Origin of the sequence: Anaeromyxobacter sp. SG66 (genome assembly GCF_022690805.1) — a bacterium.
Taxonomy (GTDB): domain Bacteria; phylum Myxococcota; class Myxococcia; order Myxococcales; family Anaeromyxobacteraceae; genus Anaeromyxobacter; species Anaeromyxobacter soli.
Map to the genome: position 1 here is coordinate 1 of NZ_JALCZC010000188.1, position 4,390 is coordinate 4,390.

3 protein-coding genes and 1 pseudogene are annotated in these 4,390 nt (G+C 77.5%); all 4 read right to left on the reverse strand.

Annotation, left to right across the window (positions count from 1 at the left end):
* On the reverse strand, window positions 1-2,018 hold a 2,018-nt coding region (locus tag MNZ39_RS23400; RefSeq protein ID WP_374202559.1), incomplete at its 3' end, for a tetratricopeptide repeat protein.
* 282 nt (window positions 2,019-2,300) lie between these two features.
* Entirely contained in the window at window positions 2,301-2,966 is a 666-nt protein-coding gene (locus MNZ39_RS23405) for a hypothetical protein (protein WP_242341498.1), read from the reverse strand.
* The gene (locus MNZ39_RS23410) at window positions 2,966-3,487 is read right to left on the reverse strand and encodes a DUF4956 domain-containing protein (RefSeq protein ID WP_242341499.1); all 522 of its coding nucleotides are present in this window, start codon (window positions 3,485-3,487) and stop codon (window positions 2,966-2,968) included. The genes MNZ39_RS23405 and MNZ39_RS23410 overlap by 1 nt, the downstream gene beginning before the upstream one ends.
* Window positions 3,475-4,390, reverse strand: a pseudogene (locus MNZ39_RS23415) (thymidylate kinase); the annotation flags it as partial. The gene MNZ39_RS23410 and the pseudogene MNZ39_RS23415, both read right to left, overlap by 13 nt.

Sequence of the window (4,390 nt, forward strand, 5' to 3'; positions counted from 1 at the left end):
CCCCAGAGCCCCGCGTCGTCCTCGCTGGCGGCGAGCGCGTCGCGCCAGGCCGCCGCGGCTCGCTCGGGCTGGGCGGCGTCGAGCCACAGCGCGCCGAGCCGGGCCGAGAGCGCGCGCCGCTCGTCGCCCGCCGCCGCGTCGCGGCGCTGCTCGAGCTCGTGCGCGAGCTCCACCTGCTGGCCCGCGCGCGCCATGCAGGCCTCGAGCGCGGCGGTCGCCCCGCGGTCCTCGAGGTCGAGCTCCGAGAGCGCGCGCCAGGCCCCCACCGCCTCCTCGGGCTTGCCGAGGTCGCGATCGAGGATCTCCGCCACGCGGCGGAGCAGGGTCTTCCGCGCGCGGAGGTCGTCCTGCACCGCGCTGGCGGCGGCGCGGTAGGCGCGCACGAGGTCGAGGTAGGCGTCGGCGCGCGCGGCGGCGCCCTCCATCGCCTTGCGCGTCGCGGCCCGCGACGGGTCGAGCGCGAGCGCGCGCGAGAGCGTCCGGAGGGCGTCCTTCGGCCGGCCGAGCCGCTCCTGCTGGACCTCGGCGAGCCGCTCGAGCAGCCGGATCCGCTCGGCGCGATCGCGCTCCAGGCCCACCGAGGCCTCGAGCACCTGGGCGAGCGCGGTCCACTCGCCCGCGTCCGCGAGCAGCGGCGCGAGCGCCGCGGCGGCGGGCGCGTGGCCGGGATCGGCGCGGAGCGCCGCCTCGAGGTGGCGGCGGGCGCGGGCGGGATCCTCGAGCCGCTCGCGGGCGAGCTGCGCCGCGCGGACCCGCAGCGGCGCGTGCGCGGCCTTCGGCGGCGCAGCGGCGAGGTGCCGCTCGAGCGTCGCGAGCGCCTCCTCGAACCGGCCTGCGTCGGCGTGGTGCTCGAAGGCCTGGAGCGCGGCCGCCTCGCAGGCGGGATCGAGCGCGAGCGCCTTCCCGAGCGCGTCGAGCGCGCTCTCCGCGTCGGCGAAGCGGATCACGTCGACGCGCGCCATCTCCAGGTGTAGCGCCACCAGGGCGGCGCGGTCGCGGGTCTTGGTCGCGAGCCGCGCGAGGGCGTCGGCGTGCGCGCGGTGATCGCCCTTCTCGGCGTGCACGCGGGCGAGGAGGTCGAGGGCGGCGGGATCGCCGGGCAGGAGCGCCCAGGCGCGGTCGAGCCGCTCGAGCGCGCGCTTCACGCCCTCGGGATCGTAGGCGAGGTGGAGCTGGGCCAGGCGGAGCTGGAGCGCGGCCGCCTCGCGGCGATCGCGCGCCTTCGGGACGCGCGCCTCCAGCGTGCGCGCCTCGTCGCGCCACGCGCGCGGGAAGGCCCGCAGGCGCTCGCGGATCTCCGGCCCGCCGGGCGCGGCCCGGTCGAGCGCCATCGCCTCGATGACCGCGTCGGTGGCGAGGCCGTGCTCGAGGGGCTCGTCCACGAGCCGCGCGGCGAGGAGGGCGTACTCCGCGGCGAGCGTCGGCCCGTCCGCGCCCGCGTCCCGCGCCTCGTCGAGGAGCCGCTTCGCCTGCGCGAAGTGGCGGAGCGCCGCGAAGCCGGCGACGCCCCGGGCGCGCGCCTCGGCCAGCCGCGGGTCCTGGCGACAGGCGCGCGCGTACAGGAGCGCCGCGCGATCTCTCCGCCCGAGCCGCTCCTCGTGCAGCACGCCGAGCCGCAGGGTGAGCCGCGCCGCCTCGGCGGGCTCCGCCGCCCCGGCGGCGCGCTCGAGGACCGCGGCGAGGGCCGGCCAGTCCTGGCGATCCTCGAGGAGCTGGGTGAGCGCGGCGAGCGCCCCCGGCTCGGCCGGATCGGCCCGGAGGAGCTGCTGGTAGAGCTCCTCCGCCCGGGCCACGTTCCGGAGCTTCGTCGTCGCGAGCGCCGCCGCCTTGGCGAGGAGCGGCGCGCCGGGCTCGGGGACGAGGCGCGCTCGCCCCTCGTACAGCGAGACGAGGTCCTCCCAGCGGGCCTCCTGCTCGTAGAGCGCCTCGAGCGCCTCGAACGCGGCGGGATCGCCGGGCGCGGCCTCCAGCGTCTCGAGGTGCGACCGGATCTGCTCGTCCAGGGAGGATGCGCTCAAGGTGGGTACGCTCGGCGAGAGGAGGGCCCGGGAAAGCGCCGACGGCCCGGAAGTATAGGGCTCGCCTCGCGAGGGGGTCAACGTTACTACCGCCAGAATTCCCAGCCCTTACGGGCGGTTGCCTACATCGGCGCCGCGATATCGGCGCGTATCGCCGCCGCGACGCGGCGCTCGGCGTCCCGTGCCCTCGACTCGAGCTCCCCTGGACGACGGCCGCTCGAGCGAGGTCTTTCGTCCTTGCGGCGCCGTCGCGGAGTGAGGATTCGCGAGGCGTGCACGCCCTCACGGCGCGGGCGTGTAGGCGACGAGCTCCTCGGTGCGCTCGCCCTCCTCGCGGACCTTCCCGACGTCGGGTGCGAGCCAGTAGGTGCGGTCGCTGCCGATCTTGTCCAGGCGGACGCGCGCGACCTGCAGGCAGGTGAAGGTGCCCGCAGGCACGGTCACCTGCACGTCCTTCGCGATCACCGTGAACCGGTAGGTCTGGTTCTTCTCCGTGAAGGTCCCGTCCGCGTGCTCCTCGTGCTCGAGCACGGTCGCCTCGTACACCGAGCCGACCGGCGCCGACGCGGAGAGGGTCTTCGGCGCGGCGGGGGACCAGGTGGTGGTGCGCACGAGCAGGCCGGCCTTCCGGTCCTCCTCGCGGGCGCGCAGGACGAAGCCGTCCTTCTCGACGAGCCAGCCGCGCTCCTCCTGCGTGGGCTCGGTGTCGACCACCAGGATCGCCGACGCGGTGGACCCGGGCACCTGCTGCGGGCCGACGACCTGGACCGTCTTCTCGAACGGCGCGTCGCGGAGCGGATCGGTGACGCGGTACCGCCAGCTCGCTCCGGTGGCGAGCGGCGCGAGGTTCTTCTGTCCGGAGGGGGTCGGCGTCGGGTCGTTCGTGATGGCGCCCCCGCCGCAGGCGGCGAGCGCGACGGCGGCGAGGGGGAGCAGTCGGCGAGGCATCAGGCGATCTCCTTGGAGGGTGCGGGCGCCGGGGCGGGCCGGATCTCGAGCGGCGCCTCGGATCGGCGCGCGTCGGCCTCGGGGGCCGCCGGCGCGTCGGGGACCTTGAACAGATCGAGCCCGGCGAGGAGCACGCAGGCGAACGCCGCGCCGGAGAAGGCGAGCGGGAGGCTGCCGTGACCGCACGCCATGCCGAGCCCGATGACGAGGAAGAGGACGGCGGCGTCGCGCGGGTCCTTGAGGCCGGAGCGGAACCGCACGAAGCTCCCGAGCCCGACGAGCCCGAACGCCTTCGCGAGGCTGTTGCCGATGACGATGGTGATGATCGTGGCGGCGACGCAGAGCAGGATCTGCGCCTGCGCCATCTCCGGGCGCGGCGGCCGCCGGCCCATGAGGTAACGCCACGGGCGCAGCGCGAGCACCGAGCCGATGAGGAGCGCGGCGGCGAACCGCGGCGCGAGCTCGCCCACCTGCAGCGCGGCGAGGTCCACCTCCGCGGACGCCGTGGTCAGATCGAACATGCCGCCTCCTCCTGCCCCACCGGTGCCGCCGCCGCGGCGGCGAGCGCCGCGCGGGAGAACGCCGCGTGCGCGTTGCGCAGCACCGGGAGGCTCGCGGGCGCCGCGCGGAGCGCCCGCGCCACGAGCGCGCGGCCTCGCTCGCGGAGCGCGAGCTCGCGCAGCGAGGACACCGCGGTCGTGGGCCACAGCTCCGCGCCGGCCTCCCGGAGCGCCCAGGCGCGCGGATGGTCCATGCCGTCCACCGAGTCGAGCGCCTCCTTCGTCGCGGGCAGCGCCCGCTCGCGTAGCGCCCACGCGTACGGTGCGTCGATCCCGGTGAGCGAGCGCAGCACGCGCTTCGCGGCGTGCTCGAAGAGCCGCTCCCGCAGCTCGCGCGACACCGGGCCGTCCACCTCCGCCGTGGAGCGCAGCGCGGCCAGCCGATCGCGGTCGGCGAGCGCGACCCGGAGCGCGTCGGCGCGCGGGCCGGCGAGCCCGGCGAGGCTCCGCGCGACGGGGAGCACGAGCTCGCGGTGCAGCCCCTCCCCGCGGAGCGCCCAGGCGTCGGGATCGTCCACGGCGCCGAGCCCGTCGAGGACCGCGCCGATCGCGCCGCGCTCGAGCCCGCGCTCCCGCAGCTCCCAGGCGGCCGGCGTGCCGTTCCGGGCGAGCCCGGCCAGGGCCGCCTCGGGCGCGGCCTCGAACAGGAGCTCGCGGAGCGCCATCGCCTCCGGAGAAGGGTCGTCGCCGAGGCTCGCGAGGACGTCGCCGGGAGCCCCTCCGGCGAGCGCGCGCCGGAGCGCGAAGGCGCCGGGATCGGCGAGCCCCTGGAGGCTCCGCGCGACGAGGCGGGGCGCGCGCGCCGCGAGCGACACGCGCAGCGCGTGCTCCGCGGCGCCCGGGATGCCGGCGAGGAGGAACGCG